The sequence below is a fragment of the Pseudomonas sp. genome, from assembly GCF_040514055.1.
In the GTDB taxonomy this organism is placed as follows: Bacteria; Pseudomonadota; Gammaproteobacteria; order Pseudomonadales; family Pseudomonadaceae; genus Aquipseudomonas.
Genome location: NZ_JBEVDL010000011.1, coordinates 95,975 through 111,476, shown reverse-complemented (window position 1 = coordinate 111,476; position 15,502 = coordinate 95,975). Strand labels below are relative to the sequence as shown.

The 15,502-nt window shown below is 66.8% G+C and carries 16 protein-coding genes and 1 riboswitch; of the genes, 5 read left to right on the top strand and 11 right to left on the bottom strand.

Going from position 1 to position 15,502, the window contains the following annotated elements; genetic code table 11:
- Nucleotides 1–354: 354 nt before the first annotated feature.
- From ABWY06_RS03250 to cobG, 9 genes are all read right to left on the bottom strand, one after another.
- Complete coding sequence (locus ABWY06_RS03250; protein ID WP_353924129.1) at nt 355–804, bottom strand: DUF3224 domain-containing protein; 450 nt, start codon at nt 802–804, stop codon at nt 355–357.
- Nucleotides 788–1,093: an antibiotic biosynthesis monooxygenase family protein gene (locus ABWY06_RS03245; RefSeq protein ID WP_353924128.1), complete on the bottom strand. Its 306-nt coding sequence runs from the start codon at nt 1,091–1,093 to the stop codon at nt 788–790. Before ABWY06_RS03245 ends, ABWY06_RS03250 begins: the two co-directional genes overlap by 17 nt.
- Before the next feature lie 36 nt (nt 1,094–1,129).
- On the bottom strand, nt 1,130–1,882 hold the full coding sequence (locus ABWY06_RS03240; protein ID WP_353924127.1) for a helix-turn-helix transcriptional regulator: 753 nt from the start codon (nt 1,880–1,882) through the stop codon (nt 1,130–1,132).
- Nucleotides 1,883–1,946: 64 nt separating this feature from the next.
- Nucleotides 1,947–2,243 carry a hypothetical protein gene (locus tag ABWY06_RS03235; protein WP_353924126.1) on the bottom strand — a complete coding sequence of 99 codons (297 nt, stop codon included), beginning with the start codon at nt 2,241–2,243 and terminating at the stop codon, nt 1,947–1,949.
- A gap of 418 nt (nt 2,244–2,661) precedes the next feature.
- Entirely contained in the window at nt 2,662–3,363 is a 702-nt protein-coding gene (locus ABWY06_RS03230) for a transglycosylase domain-containing protein (protein ID WP_353924125.1), read from the bottom strand.
- Between the two features lie 225 nt (nt 3,364–3,588).
- On the bottom strand, nt 3,589–5,262 hold the full coding sequence (gene cobJ, locus ABWY06_RS03225) for a precorrin-3B C(17)-methyltransferase (RefSeq protein ID WP_353924124.1): 1,674 nt from the start codon (nt 5,260–5,262) through the stop codon (nt 3,589–3,591).
- Nucleotides 5,263–5,298: 36 nt separating this feature from the next.
- The gene (locus ABWY06_RS03220; protein WP_353924123.1) at nt 5,299–6,042 is read right to left on the bottom strand and encodes a precorrin-2 C(20)-methyltransferase; all 744 of its coding nucleotides are present in this window, start codon (nt 6,040–6,042) and stop codon (nt 5,299–5,301) included.
- Nucleotides 6,039–6,665 carry a precorrin-8X methylmutase gene (locus tag ABWY06_RS03215; RefSeq protein WP_353924122.1) on the bottom strand — a complete coding sequence of 209 codons (627 nt, stop codon included), beginning with the start codon at nt 6,663–6,665 and terminating at the stop codon, nt 6,039–6,041. Before ABWY06_RS03215 ends, ABWY06_RS03220 begins: the two co-directional genes overlap by 4 nt.
- Nucleotides 6,662–8,026: a precorrin-3B synthase gene (gene cobG / locus ABWY06_RS03210; RefSeq protein WP_353924121.1), complete on the bottom strand. Its 1,365-nt coding sequence runs from the start codon at nt 8,024–8,026 to the stop codon at nt 6,662–6,664. The genes ABWY06_RS03215 and cobG overlap by 4 nt, the downstream gene beginning before the upstream one ends.
- Before the next feature lie 92 nt (nt 8,027–8,118).
- Nucleotides 8,119–8,348, bottom strand: a riboswitch (cobalamin riboswitch).
- 90 nt (nt 8,349–8,438) lie between these two features.
- Between cobG and cbiE the strand changes: the two genes are divergently transcribed.
- The 5 genes from cbiE to ABWY06_RS03185 all read left to right on the top strand — a co-directional run bounded on the left by cbiE (nt 8,439) and on the right by ABWY06_RS03185 (nt 13,166).
- Complete coding sequence (gene cbiE, locus ABWY06_RS03205; protein ID WP_353924120.1) at nt 8,439–9,656, top strand: precorrin-6y C5,15-methyltransferase (decarboxylating) subunit CbiE; 1,218 nt, start codon at nt 8,439–8,441, stop codon at nt 9,654–9,656.
- 231 nt (nt 9,657–9,887) lie between these two features.
- The gene (locus ABWY06_RS03200) at nt 9,888–10,997 is read left to right on the top strand and encodes a cobalt-precorrin-5B (C(1))-methyltransferase (protein WP_353924119.1); all 1,110 of its coding nucleotides are present in this window, start codon (nt 9,888–9,890) and stop codon (nt 10,995–10,997) included.
- Nucleotides 10,994–11,767 carry a cobalt-precorrin-6A reductase gene (locus tag ABWY06_RS03195; RefSeq protein ID WP_353924118.1) on the top strand — a complete coding sequence of 258 codons (774 nt, stop codon included), beginning with the start codon at nt 10,994–10,996 and terminating at the stop codon, nt 11,765–11,767. The genes ABWY06_RS03200 and ABWY06_RS03195 overlap by 4 nt, the downstream gene beginning before the upstream one ends.
- 191 nt (nt 11,768–11,958) lie before the next feature.
- A complete protein-coding gene (locus tag ABWY06_RS03190) occupies nt 11,959–12,594 on the top strand; it encodes a transglycosylase SLT domain-containing protein (RefSeq protein WP_353924117.1) in 636 nt (211 codons plus the stop codon).
- On the top strand, nt 12,594–13,166 hold the full coding sequence (locus ABWY06_RS03185) for a hypothetical protein (RefSeq protein ID WP_353924116.1): 573 nt from the start codon (nt 12,594–12,596) through the stop codon (nt 13,164–13,166). The genes ABWY06_RS03190 and ABWY06_RS03185 overlap by 1 nt, the downstream gene beginning before the upstream one ends.
- A gap of 389 nt (nt 13,167–13,555) precedes the next feature.
- Here the strand turns inward: ABWY06_RS03185 and ABWY06_RS03180 are convergent, their stop codons facing one another.
- Both ABWY06_RS03180 and ABWY06_RS03175 read right to left on the bottom strand, forming a co-directional pair.
- Complete coding sequence (locus ABWY06_RS03180; RefSeq protein WP_502948141.1) at nt 13,556–14,224, bottom strand: vWA domain-containing protein; 669 nt, start codon at nt 14,222–14,224, stop codon at nt 13,556–13,558.
- A gap of 2 nt (nt 14,225–14,226) precedes the next feature.
- Nucleotides 14,227–15,252, bottom strand: a complete 1,026-nt coding sequence (locus ABWY06_RS03175) for a magnesium chelatase ATPase subunit I (RefSeq protein WP_353924115.1) — start codon at nt 15,250–15,252, stop codon at nt 14,227–14,229.
- Between the last annotated feature and the right edge of the window lie 250 nt (nt 15,253–15,502).

The window sequence follows — 15,502 nt, the reverse complement described above, 5'->3', positions numbered from 1 at the left end:
GGCGTGCGGAGGGCGACAGTCGAACCTGAGGGGACCGGGGCCGGCGCTGCGACGGGGAATATCCAGCAAGCGCTGGTCTGGGGCTAAGGTCCGCTGCGTCATCGGGTTCGAGTCAGAAGTGCGACTGAAGTCGATGAAAACCAGGGGAAGATTGATCATGGCAAATTCCCTTTGCTATCGATAAAAATACGTCTCGTGCATTTGGTGCGAGCAAAGGGGGGCTTGTCAACCGGCTAAAACGATGGTTAGCGGACTATAAGGCCAAATACCTGTTTTTCAGTGTACATTTGTCAGCTGGTTGGCAATTTCCGGGTGTTGGCCGTGAGCGACAGATGCCGGTTGGCCCCCCCCGCGTCAGGCCCTTTTCTCCAGGACCAGACGGTATTCGCCGCCATGCTCGCCCGCCTTGGCGCGGATCTCGCCCGCACCGGCAAAACCGGCAAATACCCCGGTGCCGCTGCCCGAGAGCATGCGCAGTCGACCGCTGACACCGCGGGCCGGATCGAATACGCCCTCGTGCTGCACCACCAGACTGCCAGGACCGTAGGCCGTGTCGCCCTGCAGACGTTCAAAGCCGGTAAAGGCCACCGCAGTGCCCTCGACGGGTGGGTAACACAGCAGGTATTGCAACCACCCTTGGCCGATCAGGTCGCCGCTCAGTTGATTATCGATTTCGGCCCGGCTCAGTTTGCCGCTGCCGGGACCCTGCTCGTAAGCCGTCTCGACCCAGCGGCTGGCCAGGAACTGGCAGCGGAGGGTCATTGCGGTGTCGGTGCTGTTGGGCACTTCAGGCGATATCGGCATGGAAGTGCCCCATAAACACCAACTCTTCGATGGCGTGCATATAGGGCGCGAACCGTGGATCGCCCTGGGCGAAAGCGGTGGCGGCGGCCTGGGCATGCTCCAGGCTGTCCCAGCGGGCGATATCGGCAAAATAGCGTTCATCCTGCAGCGGGCTGTAGCCGTGGAATTCCACCAGGCCGGGGAATGCGCGCAGCGCGCTACGCAGTCCACGGCGCAGCTCGGGCATGTCGCCATGAAAGCCGGCCTTGAGGGTAAAGATCGCCACTTCCAGTATGGAGTTGTCGTGCATCGCGAAGCGCCTTCTGGGGTACGGGAAGGGGCCAGCTTAGGAGGGGGCTGCTGACAGCGTACTGTCAGTGGTGGCCGCGATATTTTGCACGTTTTGCTCGTTTTGCAGTTTCCAGGCCTCGGCGTGGCGGCGCATATAGTCGGCCAGGCTGAACGCCGCGGTCATCGGCTGGGTTTCATCGGTCAGTACCAGCCGCTCGATACGGTCGATGCGAAAATTGCGGTAGTCGACCCGCAACCGGCACCAGCTGACCAGGGTCCAGCGGTCGCCCCAGTAGAACAGCGCCAGCGGAAACACCCGTCGCTGTGAGTGGGCTTCATCGAGGCTGAGGTAAACCATATCGACCGCCTGGCGCTGCTGGATGGCTTGATGCAGCAGGTCCCAGTGGCGTCGATCAGTGGCCAGCGGCTGGTTGTCCAGGGCGCGCAGGGTCGCCTTGCGTGGGTCCAGGCTATGGGGTGGCAGCGCGGCGCCGATCTTGCCCAGCAGGGTCTGGGCGGCCCCGGCCAGGGCATCGCCGGTGGACCGTGAGAGCATCTCCACGCCGAGCATCAAGGCGGCGATTTCGTCCTGGCTGAGGGTCAGCGGCGGCAGTTCGAACTTCTCGTGCAAGGCATAACCCACCCCCGCTTCGCCATACAGCGGAATGCCGCTGACGGACAGGTCGTCGACATAGCGGTAGATGGTGCGTACCGACACACCGATCCGCTGGGCCAATTGCTGCGCGGTGATCGGCTGGTGGGCACGGATCAGATTCACCAGCTGGAAAAGCCGGTCAGCCTTGTGCATGGGAGGGATTCGCCAGAAACGGGAGACCCAGGGTAAAACACCCGAGGTCGTATCGGCGATAGTCCTAATGCAGACGTTTGGCCTTGGCGCGTACCGGCAGATACACCTCGTCCCTGACCAACTCGAAACCGATCAGCGCGGTGCGCAGGAAGCGATATACCGAATCGCCGGTGGCGAGTATCAGCAGGTTGTCTGAATTGAAGTTGATCTCCAGTTCTGGGGCCTGGCCTTCGACCACAAAACCGCCCATAAAAAAGAAGCGGATACGGTTATGCCCCTGGGGCGTAAAGATATCTCCGGCCTCGGGATTGAGCAGCGGATGGGGGCGTATAAAAGATTTGAGCGCTTCCAGAGGTTCCATGCCAACTCCGTATAGGGCGTTACCCTCACTGACCGGTGGGCGCAGCCGCGCGAGCGGCCCTGGCCGCAGCCCAGTGCGCGGCCCGGTTAAGATACGGAAAATCGCGGCGAAGTTGTTCACGGTAAACACGCAGAATTTGGTTGTAATAAACGCGCTCGCGCGCTTGTTAATACAGGCGCTTCGATGGAACCAGAGGCTAGACAGCGGAAAGAGTTGGTTTCGCTTCGATTGATTTGATATCGAAGCGGTTCGCAACCAAGGCGATGTTCGGCTTGGGTAATAGTTAACTCTCAAGTTGATAGTTATGTATGCAGGGTGTGATTGTCCTGTTTTTATGCGCGGATGTTCCGTCCATTTTTGCGCGGCGTATTCGGCGGCAATCCGGGTGCCGTCTCGAGCCACCTGAACCGGGTCAGCGTTAGCCCGCGCAACTGCCTTCAGGGGCGGGCCGCAACCGCAGGGCATAGTCAGCGAGACTTACCGGTACTGCGCCAATGCGCGGTTCAGCCCCAAGTATCGCTTCCAGCTGAAGTGATGCCTGCAGTGCCCGTTGCGGCTGGCACCAGGGGTCAAACCGCGAGGGCCCTCTTGTGAGGTTCAGCAGGATCGCCAGTTCGTTCGGTTGCAGTTCGCTGACAGGCAAGTCGAAATACCGCCGTGCGGCGGCATCCAGGCCCTGGGTTCCATGACCGTAATAGGCGTTGGATAAACCGCTGGTAACGATCGCGGCGGCTGACCAGTGGCGATTGATCCAGAGTGCCAGCGCTGCTTCCTGCAGATGCCGGTGCAAGGTGCTGGCGTCACCCTTCTCGTGTCCCAAGCGCCAGTAACGTGCTGCGATCGAGGCATTTCTCAAGTGCCTTGTCTGCTCAAGGGGTCTGTCGCTGGTAAATGCCAGCAGCAGGTCCCAGGGGCCCGTATCCCTGGTAACCATGGTCGCGGTTCCGCCATTTATGACCCAGGCCGCCCGGGTGACTCGAGAGGGGTACAGGTGCGTGGGCTCAGTGGGCAGCGCACCGAGACTGTTGAGCGCCGCGCAGTACAGGCCATAGGGCAGGGCGGCCACGACCAGGCCCAGCACGGCAACCGTTACCAGCAGATAGCGAGCGATGCGGCGCATAAACGCGGTTCCAATGGAGTGGCGAAAGCCGACTCGTTCGGGCGGCTTACCAGGGGTGGCGCGAGCCTGTACCGGCACCCGCGAGAAATTAGGGCGGTTGCGGCAGGCGGTCCAGCGACGGCCCAGTTCGCGGGTCGCGGTCTGCATTACACCTGGGACGTCCGCTGGCGTACCGCCTTCGGCGAGTACGCCCTACCTATGCCGGGCAGTCTGCTTGAAACTGCATCAAGGGTAACTGCGCGGGGTATAGACCCAGGCACCGCCGTCGGCCCTGGGGAACTGCCGGGTGGTGGACGAGCCGATAATCACCAGGGTGCGCATGTCCACCTGCTCGGGCGTCAGCGCGGCCAGGCTGGTCAGGCTCAGGCGTTCGGCGGGGCGGCCGATATCGCGGCCCAGCACCACCAGGGTGTCGCCGTCGCGCCGCTCACGGAGGATCTCCAGGGCACGGCCCAGTTGCCAGGGGCGGGCCTTGGAAATCGGGTTGTAAAAAGCCATGGCCAGGTCGGCATCGGCGGCATGGCGCAGCCGATCCTCGATCACGGTCCAGGGTTTCAGGTTGTCCGACAGCGACAGCACGCAGAAATCGTGGCCCAGAGGTGCGCCGGCGCGGGCGGCGCAGGCCAGCGCCGCCGAGACGCCGGGAAACACCTGCAGCTCCACCCCGTGCCAGCGGGGATCGGCTGAGCCTTCCAGGGCTTCCAGGACCGCGGCGGCCATGGCGAATACGCCGGGGTCGCCAGACGACACCACCACCACCCGCCGGCCGCTGGCGGCCAGTTCGAAGGCGTGCTGGGCGCGCTGCAGTTCCTCGCGGTTGTCGCTGTGGTGCAGGCATTGGTCGGTCCGGAACGGCCCCGCCATGATCACGTAGGTCTCATAGCCCAGCACGTCCTCGGCCTGCTGCAGCGCCAGGCTGGCGGCGGGCACGCGAAATTCGGCGGCGCCCGGGCCCAGGCCGACCACCGTCAGGCTGCCGCGGGGGCGACCGATGTGCGCGGGGTCGATCGGTGCCTCGGCCAGCAGCAGGCGCAGGTGGGCGAAGCTGCGGTGCACGGCCGGCAGGTGCTGCTCGTGCTCGATAAAGCGCAGCGGCACATTCAGCTGCGCGGCGGTGCGTTGCAGGTTGGCGTCGGCCATCCAGCGCGGATCGGCCATCAGACAGGCCAGGGCCTGGGGCGCCAACCCGGCGTCGTCCAGGGCGGCGAGCAGGTCGTGGTGCAGCTGCGGCCCGGGGCGGTCGATCAGGGCGGCCACCCGCTGTGGATAAATCAGCAGCTCGTTGGCCGAGGGTGGACGTGGGTGTGGACTGATGTGGATAACCCGCTGGGCCAGGTTATCCACAGGTAGCTCGGCCCCGTCCAGCCAGGGTGCATGGCCCTCGATGCGCAGTGGCTCGCCGCCCAGCAGGTCGGACACGAAATGTTTGCCCTGCTCCAGGTCGGCCAGCACATAGCCCGCCGGTGGGTCGAGCAGGCAGGTGCCGAAACGCAGTTCGCCGCTGGTGGTGATGGCGGGGCTGACCTGCAGCGCCGCGGCGATTTCACGGGCCAGGCGATTGACCCCCGCCAGGCCGCCCAGCAGCGGCACCACCGCGCTACCGTCCTCGGCCAGGGCCAGCACCGGCGGCTCGTTGCCTTTTTCCGCCAATAGCGGCGCCAGGCAGCGGATTACGATGCCCGCGGCGCACAGCACCAGCAGCGGTCGACCTTCGCGGTAGAGGGTGCGCAACAGGCTGCCGAAGTCGTCGTAGGGTTCGCCGTACGGATCGTCGGCATCGCTGATCCGTCCGCGCTGCCTATGCAGACTGGCCTGTGGATAAAGTGCCTGCACACGCCGTGCGGTGGCCAAGGCGGAGGGGCCGAGAATGACGATGGCCGGTGGCAGCAGATCAGCCATGGCAACGGCTCCTGTGGATAAGTCGAAAGGGAGCTGTCAGCCGCGCCATTTTTCCCCCGGCAGCAGGATCAGGGAAAAATACGGCGAGGCCATGGGCTCGACCTCGGCCAGCGGCACGATGCGCTGGTTGTCCATGGTCGCCCGTTCGACGTAGAGGGCGCGGTCGGCCAGGCCCAGTTCCTCGAGCACCCGGCGCACCTTGTCGAAGTTGCGCCCCAGCTTCATCACCACGGCGGCATCGGTGGCGGCCAGGCGAGTCTTCAGTTCCTCCTCCGGCAGGACCCCGGAAAGCACCGCCAGGCTCTGGTTGCGGTAGACCAGCGGCACGCCCAGCACCGCTGCGCCGCCCAGCATGGAGCAGACCCCGGGCACCACCTCGGCGCTGTAGCGCTCGGCCAGGCGGTCGTGCAGGTACATGTAGGAACCGTAGAAAAACGGGTCGCCCTCGCAGATCACCGCCACGTCGCGGCCGGCTTCCAGGTGCAACGCCACCTGTTCGGCGGCGCCGTCGTAAAAGTCGCTGATGATGTCCTCGTAGCTCAGTGGCGGCGCCAGTTTTTCCGTGGTCACCGGGTAGACCATCGGCAGGCGCAGCTGCTCGTCGCGCAGGTGGCCCTGGATGATGCCAAAGGCGTTGCCGCCCTGGCCTTTGCTGGCCTTGGCCTTGGCCACGAAATAGCCGACCACCGGCGCGGCCTGCAGCAGGCGCAGGGCCTTGAGGGTGATCAGCTCCGGGTCGCCGGGGCCGACGCCCAGGCCGAGCAGGCGTCCCTTTATCATTCGCCCTCCGGGGCCAGGGCATTTACCGCGGCGGCGGCCATGGCACTGCCGCCGCGGCGGCCGCGGACGATGACAAAGGGTACGCCGCGGCTGTCGGCGGCCAGCAGCTCCTTGGACTCGGCGGCGCCGATAAAGCCCACCGGCATGCCGATGATCAGCGCCGGTTTCGCCGCGCCGGCATCGAGCATCTCCAGCAGGTAGAACAGCGCGGTGGGGGCGTTGCCGATCACCACCACGCTGCCCTCCAGGTGCGCTCGCCAGAGTTCCAGGGCACTGGCCGAGCGGGTATTGCCCAGGCGTTGGGCCAGGGGCGGCACTTGGGCGTCGTGCAGGGTGCAGAGCACCGGATTGTCCGCCGGCAGGCGACTGCGGGTGACGCCCTCGGCGACCATCCGTGCATCGCAAAGGATCGGCGCGCCAGCGGCCAGGGCCCGCCGTCCGGCCTGGCCGGCCCCGGGGGAAAACACCAGGTCCCGGACCACGTCGACCATGCCGCAGGCATGGATCAGGCGTACCGCGAGTTTTTCCAGGTCGGCCGGGATGCCGCGCAGGTCCGCTTCGGCGCGGATGGTGGCGAACGACTGGCGGTAGATTTCCTGGCCGTCGCGGATGTAATCGATCATCGGTCTGTGTCCAATTCGGGCGCAGCGGCCAGCAACAGGCTGGCCTCTTCAAGGGAAAGGTGGTGGCCAAGGGGATGGCCGAATCCGGGCTGCGCCGGCGCGCGCCGGTACAGGTCATAACGCCCGGCGGCCACGGCCAGCAGGGTAAAGGCGGCGGGGTGGGCGGCGGCGCAGCTGCGCTGGCAGCCGCTCAGGTGAATGCTCGACGGCAGGTGTCGGGTCGCCAGCAAGTCCGCCAGGCGCCGGGCATCGGCCTTGGTATCGGCCAGGCCCTTGGCGCAGTCGCGGGCACCGCTGCAGGCGATCAGCCGTGTCAGCGGCAGGTCGGGGTGGCAGAGCAGGCCGAGATTTTCCAACTGGCTCAGTACCTCGGCCGCCCGGGCCTGGGGCACCTGAGGCAGCAGCAGGCTTTGCCAGGGGGTCAGGTGCAGGCTGCCATCGCCCTGTTGTTCCGCCAGCTCGGCCAGCCGGTGCAACAGGTGGCTGTCGAGCCTGCCCAGCGGCGGTTGGCCGCCCACCTGGCAAAAGGCCGGGTCGGCTTGGGGCTGGATGCCCAGGTGCGCCCAGGCGGGCCCCGGTACCCGGCGCCAGGTCGTGACGGCCGGATCGCGCAGCAGCGGGAAACTCAGGCGGCTTTGCACCTGCCGGATAAAGTCGTCGGTGGACAGCTGACTGAGCAGGTGACGCATGCGCGTCTGCTGGGGGCCGGCCAGCGCGAGAAAGGTCAGCAGCACCTGATGCACCAACGCCACCAGCTGCTCCCCGGTTACGGCGGCCAGGGGTGGCTGGTTGGCCGGGCAGCCGGCCAGGCCGAAGCCGAAGAGTGGCGCCGGCCCCCCCTGCAGCGCAGTTATCCACAGGTCATGGGGGTGGTCGAGCATGGCTAGGCGCTCGCCGCCGTCGAGTTGCACGGCGAACTTGGCGGACAGCCGGTGCAGGCGGGGGTCACTCTGCAGCAGCGCCAGCAATGCCTGGGCCAGCGGACGGGTGTCCAGCAGCGCCGCCGGGTCGAACCCGGCCGCGGGGCTGAGCATCAGGTTGCGCACCGCGTCGGCGGCGGCCAGGTCGCGGGCGCCGTCGGGACCCAAGCTGGCCGCCAGCAGGTCGTCGATCAGCGCCTGGGCCTGTTCGGGGCGTACGCCGCGCAGCTGCAGGTTGCCGCGGTTGGTCAGCTCGAGCACACCGCTGGCATGGCGTTCGGCGGCGCGTGCGATGGCCCGCGCCTGGTCGGCGCGCAGCTGGCCGCCCAGCAGCTTGATCCGGCAGATGCCACCGTCCAGCGCCTGAACGATGCGCAGCAGGCCGGGGCACGCCGAAGGGCGTGAGAGGGCGGGGTCGGGCAGGGGCAGGCTTTTGTCCAAAAAGGTCACCGAACAACGGCGTCGCGGCGACCTGACAAGGCTTCCCCGGGGGAAGGCTCTCGGCATCGGGGCACCCCGCCCGATGATTGCACTCGCGACCAGGTTCGTCGGCAGGTCTCCTGGCTGGCAGTTACCGGGGCGCGAGTTGGACCCGGCGCCTCGACGTCCGCCGCGGCCTTCCCGGTGTATTACACCAGTGGCACAGGGCAGGCGGACTCGCTGCATACAGTTGCGGGGGCAGCCACGCTTGGGAAACGAGCGCGCTCGCTTCTTGCGTGTTCCCTCTTCGGCCCCGAAGGGCACCGACGAACGCGCTATTATGCCTGCTTTGTGCGGCCCGATGAAAAGCCCGCGTGTCGCGAGGCGCCGGGGTTGCCGCCGAGCGTGACTGGTCGAGGGTTTTGGGGGGTACATGACAGCGTGGTTGACCCTGGTGGGTATTGGCGAAGAGGGCTTCAGCGGCCTGGGCAAACCGGCCCGGCGTGCCCTGCTGCAGGCCCAGCGGATCGTCGGCAGCCCGCGCCAGCTGGCACTGTTGCCGCACTGCATCCGGGCCGAACGGCTGCCTTGGCCGAGCCCTTTCGCCCTGACCCCGGTGCTCGAGGCACGGGGCACGCCGCTCTGCGTATTGGCCAGCGGCGACCCCATGCTGTTCGGCGTCGGCGCCAGCCTGGCGCGGCATCTCCCGGCGGACGAACTGCGGGTGTTGCCGGCGCCCTCGGCCTTTTCCCTGGCCGCCGCGCGGCTCGGCTGGCCGCTGCAGGAGCTGACCTGCCTGTCGGTGGTGGCCCGGCCCGTGGCGGCGCTGAACGCCCAGCTGCATCCGGGCGTGCGCCTGCTGGTGCTCAGCCAGGACGGCGGCAGCCCGGCCGCCATCGCGGCCTTGCTGCGCGAGCGTGGCTACGGCCTCAGCCGCCTGACGGTGCTGGAGCACCTGGGTGGGCCGGCCGAGCGGCGCATCGAGGGCCGCGCCGAGGGTTGGGCGTTAACCGAGGCGGCGGCGCTGAACCTGGTGGCCATCGACTGCCTGGCCGGGCCCGCGGCTCAACGCCTGGCGCTGACGGTCGGACTGCCGGACAGTGCCTACCGGCATGACGGCCAGCTGACCAAGCGCGATGTACGCGCCATGACCCTGGCCCGCCTGGCGCCCGCGCCGGGCGAGCTGCTGTGGGATGTCGGCGCTGGCTGCGGTTCCATCGGTATCGAGTGGATGCGCGCCCACCCCAGCTGCCGGGCCCTTGCCATCGAAGCCGACGCCGGTCGCCAGGCGCTGATCGCCCTCAATCGCGAGGCCCTCGGGGTGCCGGGGCTGCACCTGGTGGCAGGCGCGGCACCCGCGGCGCTGGCCGGTCTGGCGGCGCCGGACGCGGTGTTTATCGGCGGCGGGGTGACAGTGCCGGGCGTGCTGGAGACCTGCTGGAGCCAGCTCAAACCTGGCGGTCGCCTGGTGGCCAATGCCGTGACCTTGCAAAGCGAAGCCGTGCTGGTCGACTGGCGGGCGCGCCACGGCGGCGAGCTGATCCGCCTGGCCCTTGCCCAGGCGCAGCCGTTGGGCGGCTTCGACACCTGGCGTCAGGCCTTGCCGATCACCCTGCTCGAATTGCACAAGCCCTCGGAGACGTGCGTATGAGCGGCGGCGCAGTCGTGCAAAAACCGGCGGGTTGCACCCGCCCAAGCCAAGCCTTGCGGCCCTGGGGGATTTCGATCAGAGGCCTGCCGCATAGCGTGGCGCCTTTACGTAGGGCGGGCTTCGCCCGCGTATCCCGTGCCCCCTGGCGGCAGCAGCCGTGCGCGTGGCATTACCCCGCCCGGTATTTTTATATTAAAAAAATAATCTTTTGCTTGTCCGGGCCAACCGCCCATGCGTGACGAAACCCCCGAGCAGCCCGCCCCCCTGCGCAGTGGCTACACCACTGGCAGCTGCGCCACGGCCACCAGCCTGGCGGCGGCGCGGTTGCTGCTCGGCGGTGGCAGCAGCGATGCGGTGGAAATCGTCTTGCCCAAGGGAAAACGGGTGCCGATGCGCCTGGAGTTCTGCCGGCCCTGTCAGCTGCAAGACCAGCCGGCCGCCGAAGCCGGCACCATCAAGGACGCCGGCGACGACCCGGACGTGACCCACGGCGCCCTGGTCTTCGCCCGGGTGCGCCTGAATCCGTTGCCCGGCGTGCGTTTCCATGCCGGCCCGGGCGTCGGCACCGTGACCCGCCCCGGCCTGACCACCCCGGTGGGGGAGCCGGCGATCAATCCGGTACCCCGGCAGATGATGACCCAGCACCTGCAGCAATTGGCCACCGAGTTCGGCTACCCGGGCGGTTTCGAGGTGGCCATCGGTGTCGAGGGCGGCGAGGCCCTGGCGCTGAAAACCATGAACCCGCGCCTGGGTATCCTTGGCGGCCTGTCGATCCTCGGCACCAGCGGCATCGTCCGGCCGTTTTCCTGCGCGGCCTATATCGCCTCGATTCACCAGGGCATCGATGTGGCCCGGGCCAATGGTTTCCGGCACCTGGCGGCCTGCACCGGCAACGCCAGTGAGGATGCGCTGCGCCGGCATTACCACTTGCCGGAGATCGCCCTGATCGAGATGGGCGATTTTGTCGGTGCGGTGCTCAAGCACCTGCGCCAGGCGCCGGTGGACAAGCTGAGCATTTGTGGCGGCTTCGGCAAGATCAGCAAGCTGGCGGCCGGCCATATGGACCTGCACAGCCGCCATTCCAGTATCGACCTGGAGCAGTTGGCCGAATGGGCGGCCCAGCTCGGCGCCACTGCGGAGCTGCAGCTGGCCATGGGCGGCGCCAATACCAGCCAGCAGGCCCTGGCGCTGGCCAGCGCCGAGGGCATCGCCCTGGGCGATCGGGTCTGCGCCCAGGCCCTGGCATTTGCCCGCGGCATAGTGCCGGCCCAGGTGGCGCTGGAGGTGTTTGCCATTGACCGCCAGGGCCTGTTCGTCGGTTACGCCGGTGAGTCGCGGTGAGCCGCCTGCTGGTGCTTGGCGGCGTAGGCGAGGCTCTGGCCATCGCCCGGCATCTGCCACCGCCCCATGTTTACAGCCTGGCGGGCCTGGGCCGGGTACCGGATGACCTGGCGTGCCAGGTGCGGGTCGGTGGTTTCGGCGGCGCCGAGGGCCTGGCGGCCTTTATCCGGGAGCAGGCCATCGACCTGCTGCTGGACGCGACCCACCCCTATGCCGCGCAGATCAGCCGCAATGCCGCCCAGGCCGCGCAGGTAAGCGGTATTCCTTGCTGGGCGCTGCGCCGGCCTGGCTGGCAGGCCGTGGCCGGTGACGACTGGCGCGAGGTGGCCGATTGGGCCGAATTGGTGCGGGCGTTGGCGCCTTTTCAACGGCCGTTTTTCACCCTGGGCCGTGAACCCCTGGCCCATCTGCAGGACATCCCGGCGTCGCAGCGCTGGACGGTGCGCTGCCTGGAGTCGCTGCCGGGGACCGAGCGCGCCGAGGTGATAGGCGACCGCGGGCCGTTCTCACTGGACGCCGAGCGGGCGCTGTTCCGGCGCTTGGGCAGCGATGTGCTGGTCAGCAAGAACAGCGGCAGCGCCGCCACCGAAGCCAAGCTGCAGGTGGCCCGCGAACGGGGCCTGCCGGTACTGGTGCTGCGTCGCCCCGCGCTGCCGGCGGTGGAGCGGGTGTTTGGCTCGGTGGCCGAGGTGCTGACGGGATTACGTGAGCGGGGTTTTGTACGGCTTGGAGAAACGCTGGACGGTCTTACCGGCCAGGCATTGCCGTAAGCCAACCGGGGGGGGGCCGAGACTGCGTCAAGAAGACTATTTCGCTCGATTTGAGGGTTGGCTCCTCTTCTGCAGGTACGGCTCTGGTAGCCTTGCCAAGCCGCTCTTCGGTGACTCCAAAAGTATTTTTGGGTGTTAGTGAAGGGGTTACCCAGGCAACGGACGCACAGGTCAATCACAAGGAGTCGAAGATGGCAGGATATCGAGTGCCGGGGCCCGCCGGGATGGCGAACAACGCCGCTGTTGATGCTGGCACCCTGGGTCGCACGGCCACCTCTCGCCCCGGTCCCGCAGGAACCCAGGGCGGTGCAGGCGCGGCTCTCAATGAACGGCCAATGGTCAAATCCGACGCTCGACTCGATCAGATTCGCGCACTCGTCCAAGCGAACAACCGCTCCAGCCTTGCTGAAGATCTGATCATTTGCCAGATTTACATGGAGTCTCGCTTCGATGCGAATGCCAGATCGTCATCATCGAGTGCCAAGGGCCTGATGCAGGTCCTGGTCATCGCGGTCAAGCAAGTGTTTCAATCGCGCAAGGAAAAAGAGCTCGGGCACAAGATACAGGACAGGAAAACCCTGGATGCCTGTTTTGCTGCAGGCAAGGCGCTACATGCCAGCCCGGCGATTCTCGATGAGGTGGTCAATATCCAGATCGGCACTGAATACATGCAGTGTTGCCTCGATCAGACATCGTCGGTTGAAGGCGCCTACAAACTCTATCGGGGCGTCAGCAACGGTATGTATTACAACAAGATAAAAAGTGCTGCCGCCAAGCTGAAAACCAATCCAGGTGACATGAACATTCTGCTGGATATGGTCAAGTGATGAAGCGGCTACTTTGGACTGTTGCCTGTTGTTTGACGGCTATCTGTGCCCAGGCGAGCGAGCCGACTACCCCCTATCCCGGCCTGGAATCCCCCGCCCATACTGTGATCTCCTGTGCGATGGCGGATGCATCGTCGGCCACGCTGTTGGCTCAGCCGAATGGTTATGCGTTGGAGATCCTGTCCGTCCGGCTGGATGGCAAAACCGAGCGGGCCTTCCAGGATATGCCGGACATCGAATTTGCCGGCGAAGTGGCGCTGGCCACCTGTGTGGACAAGGCGTTGTTATTCGTCCTGCAGGGCGGCTCACCCTACCTCAAGGGCGAATTGATCAGAAAAAACCCGCATAGCCAGGCCGTGGAGCACCTGTATTTTGCGGAGAAGTCCCTGCCGGGCTGGTTGTACCTGAACGAGCGGCAGATGTTGCTGGTGTTTGCCAATGAGGGCCACGAGACGGATAAGCCGTACCTGGTGTATCGCTATGTCGCGGGAGAGGGACAACCAAGCGAAAGCGAGGCGACCGATCAGCGGCCGGTTCAGGATGGCTATACCGTCATGCGGATCACACCCTAGGCGCCCTGCAAAAAGGCCCGGGCTCGGCCAGCGTCGTGTCGCTCCTGGTGTTGAGCAGCGTTGATCGATAACGCGTCAACAGCACTCAGGGCGTGCGCCTGGCGCGGAAATTTCCGGGCGGCGGTAAGTGTGTTCGCGGGTATGACCCGCTCCTATGCAGGGCTGCTGTGGATAACTTTTTTCTTATCCACCGGAGCCACGCGCGGCGGATGAGGTAAGGCGTCATCCGTCCTACGCAAGGCGCTTTGGCGAAGTCCGCCATCAAGACTCGCCCCGACAAGTAGGCTGTACTCGCCGGAGGCAGTGCACCGCAGTTTTGTAGGGCGAGCAGCGCCCGCACAGGGTGTGGCAGTCAATCAGCGTGAATTCAAGCTCGCAAGCCGCTCTGGTCACGGGTTGTTTTTAGCCACGGGCAGCGACTCGATATGCCGGTACTCGGCACCCAGGGCGTGGGCCAGGCGCCGGGCGCCGCCCAGGCGGATCGGGGCGCATTCGATATCCACCAGCAGGGCGGGGCAGTCCAGGGTCGGCAGCGCCGGCCAGTCGCGCAGGCGGCCATCGGTAAGGATCAACAGTCGGCGCTGCTCCGTCGGGTGCTGGCGCTGGCGGCGGGCCAACCATTGGGCGGTCTCGCTCAGGGCTTGGACCAGCGGGGTACCACCGCTGGCGCCCAGGCTGTCGAGCCAGCGCTGGGCCGAGGCGGCGGCTCGCCAGCCTTGCCATTGCCAGTGCGGCTGGTTGCCGCTGGCTTGCACCAGGGTCAGGCGCACCCGCTGGCGATAGGCCTGGGCGAACACCTGGGCCAACAGGCCCTTGGCTTGGCCAAGTGCGCCATGCCGTTGGGTCGAGGCCGAGGCGTCGACCAGCACCACCCAGAGTTGCCCGGGTCTTTGGCTACGTGCCTGCAGCACCAGGTCGCCGCGCCGCAGCGGGCGTCCGTGCAGCAGGGTGGCCAGCCAGTCGATGCTGCCGGTATGGCCGGGGCGTTGCGGGCCGCGTGTGCCGTTGGCCAGGCCGCCGGGTCGGGCATCCGCGCCCTGGGCCGTGCGCGGGCGGATGCCTAGGGCTTTTTTGGCCAGCGCGGCGGCTCACGGCGCTGACCCATGGCGACAGATCGGGGCGGTAACTCGCCCCACTGGCCTTCGCTGTCGTTCGGGCCCTGGTCGGGCGAGGCGGGGGCGGGCGAGGTTTCCGGTTGTGCTGCCGGGTTGCTGCCGGCTGGCCGCGGTGGCGCCGCGCCCTGGCGACGATGGCGCAGGGCGAAGTCCTCCACCGCCTCGATATCCTGCGCCTCGATCGCCGTCGCCCCACGCCAGGCGGCATGGGCCCGGGCCGCGCGCAACCAGACCAGGTCGGCGCGCAGACCGTCGACACGGGCGGCGAAACAGCGCTCGGCAATGGCCTGCAGTGCCTCCTCATCCAGCGGGATGTGCTGCACCTGCGTCCGTGCCACCAGGCAGCGCTGCCGCAGGCGTTGCTGCTCGACGGCCCAGTGCGCGCAAAAGCCCGCGGGGTCGGCATCGAAGGCCAGGCGGCGGCGCATGATCTCGGCCCGTTCGGCCGGCGGCGGCAGGCCGTCCAGTTGCACATTCAGGCCAAATCGATCGAGCAGCTGCGGACGCAACTCGCCTTCCTCGGGGTTCATGGTGCCGATCAGGACAAAGCGCGCCGGGTGGTGATGGGAGAGGCTGTCGCGTTCGACCCGGTTGACGCCGCTGGCGGCCACGTCCAGCAGCAGGTCGACCAGGTGGTCCGGCAGCAGGTTGACCTCATCCACATAGAGCACGCCGCCGTCGGCCTTGGCCAGCAGCCCCGGGGAAAACTGCGCGCGACCCTGGCCCAGGGCGGCGTCCAGGTCCAGGCTGCCGACGATGCGTTCCTCGCTGGCGCCCAAGGGCAGGGTGACAAAGGCGCCGCCCGGCAACAGGTCGGCCAGGCCGCGGGCCAGGGTCGACTTGGCCATGCCGCGCGGACCCTCGATCAGCACGCCGCCAATGCCCGGGTCGATGGCCGCCAGGCACAGCGCCAGCTTCAACCGATCGGCGGCGACCACGGCGGCAAGGGGAAAGTGGGCAAGGTCGGTCATGGGGCAATCCTGTAAGCGCGTGCCGGGCATGGTAGCGAAAGCCTTGGCACCCCGATAGAAAACAGTGATTGAACGCAGCCGGGCGATGCAGTAATTTGAGCTTATTCGCTTAGGAAATCGCCATGTCGACCCTCGTACCCCTTTCGCATACCCCTGCTGCGGCTGATGCCCCGGCGCGGGTGCGGGTGGCCGTTGCGGTCGGCTATTTTTATTGGTTTAGCCACGGGCTGGCCTGATCCCCATCAGGCGG